Origin of the sequence: Saccharibacillus kuerlensis DSM 22868 (genome assembly GCF_000378145.1) — a bacterium.
Lineage (GTDB): Bacteria > Bacillota > Bacilli > Paenibacillales > Paenibacillaceae > Saccharibacillus > Saccharibacillus kuerlensis.
In genome coordinates, this window is record NZ_KB899331.1 from 1 (window position 1) to 1724 (window position 1724).

At 41.6% G+C, this 1724-nt stretch carries 3 protein-coding genes; all 3 read left to right on the forward strand.

Annotation, left to right across the window (positions count from 1 at the left end):
• Positions 1 to 936, forward strand: a 936-nt coding sequence (locus tag F456_RS23340; protein WP_040925467.1) for an RHS repeat-associated core domain-containing protein, incomplete at its 5' end; no start/stop codon positions are given.
• 17 nt (positions 937 to 953) lie between these two features.
• Positions 954 to 1478, forward strand: a complete 525-nt coding sequence (locus F456_RS0121430; RefSeq protein WP_018979064.1) for a hypothetical protein — start codon at positions 954 to 956, stop codon at positions 1476 to 1478.
• A 112-nt stretch (positions 1479 to 1590) separates the two neighbouring features.
• Positions 1591 to 1724 (forward strand): RHS repeat-associated core domain-containing protein (locus F456_RS25160; RefSeq protein ID WP_425314210.1); only part of this gene is annotated, 134 nt, incomplete at its 3' end.

Consider the following 1724-nt stretch of genomic DNA (forward strand, 5'->3'; position numbering starts at 1 on the left):
GTAACCGATACGTACAGTTATGACACGTACGGCGAACAGCTGGGCCATGAAGGTGCAACAACCCAGCCGTTCCAGTACAATGGACGCGACGGCGTACAGACGGATACCAACGGTATGTATCAGATGAGAGCCCGCTACTACAACCCGGAGATTAAACGATTCGTAAACCGGGATGTACTGAACGGAAGTATCGGAAACGGATTGACGATGAACCGGTATGCGTACGTCAACGGCAATCCGGTGTCGTATATCGATCCGTTCGGCCTGAGTGCAGATGGCGCAACATGGTGGCAGACAGGGCTGAGCTTCGCAGTGGATTCCCTGCCGTTTGTCGGGACGTTCAAAGGGATCCAAGAAGTGTTCACCGGCGTGGACATGATTACCGGACAGCAGCTTTCGGTGACCGATCGTGTGGCAAACGGAGTGGGAACGGTTGCGAGCGTGATTCCGTTCGGGAAGCACATCGGGAAGTACGTGGCGAAGGAAGGGATTGAAGGCGGGGCTTGGCTGGTAGGGAAGATTAAGAAACCTCCTGTGCAGACGACAGAGCCGAGAGACTTCCGTTTGAAGCTGGATTTGCAGTTGTTTGCTGACGGTGCGGATAAAGCTTGGAAAGATAAAATTGTACTTCCTAGTAGACCTCATACAAATAAAACAGAAGGTCATTGGTTTGCAAGTATGAGAAAAGCTGTTGAGGAAGCAAAAAAAACTGACACTACAAGAGTATACTTGAATAAGGGATTGCAAAATGAGGTTCCTAGGGCGAAACCTAATAGACCTGATGTTATGGTTGTTAAATCTAATGGCAAAATAAATCAATATGAAGTACCAAGCAAAACAGATGACCCTGCTATGTTGATAAAACGTATGATTGAGAACCAAAAGCATCTTAATGACAGAGCAGGGGTTATACAAATACTTCCAGTGAAAAAGTGAAGGTAGAGGTGGTCGTTTTGAAAGATAGATTAATGACATCGATTGTTTTATATGGTTCAATTGGAATTCAAAAAAAAGAGTTATGGGAAGCTTATCAGTATTTTTTGAAATTAAATGAAGAGTTAGGATATACTTCGACTCACCTTGGTATTATTGGAGATCAATTTAAATCAGGAAAGTTAACTCCTATTACGCGAACAGAAGCAAAGTTTAAGAAGGCTTGTGATAATGAGGAGAATATCGAAACTATATCTATCTATGCTTTACCACAAGATTTTAGTCAAGCAGCATTTGATTATCGTTCATTCGTTAGTATTAATAAAAGTTTTAATAATCAATTCATAGTTATTACAGTTCCAAGTGAAGATTTCAGCAAAATCAATAAGACCAAAATAATAAATGATTCAGGGGATTTTATCAAACTTGAAAAATATGAAGTGTTTGAATTGTCAGTACTTGAAAGTCCTTTGATTTATTGCTCCAAAGTGAATCAGACATCTGACTTCACAAGTTTGAAAATAATAGAGAAGATTGAGTTTTAGTTTTTTTAACCTTGAATGGCTTAATTGCCTTTCAAGGTTTCTTTTTTAGAACATAACAATGAAATGATAACCAAGGTTGATACAGTTGCGAAGGTGAAAGAGTCTATACATGATGAGAGTCCGCTACTACAATCCGGAGATCGAGCGCTTTGTAAACCGGGACGTGCTGAGCGGAAGCATCGGGAATGGATTGACGATGAACCGGTATGCGTACGTCAACGGCAATCCGGTGTCGTATATCGATCC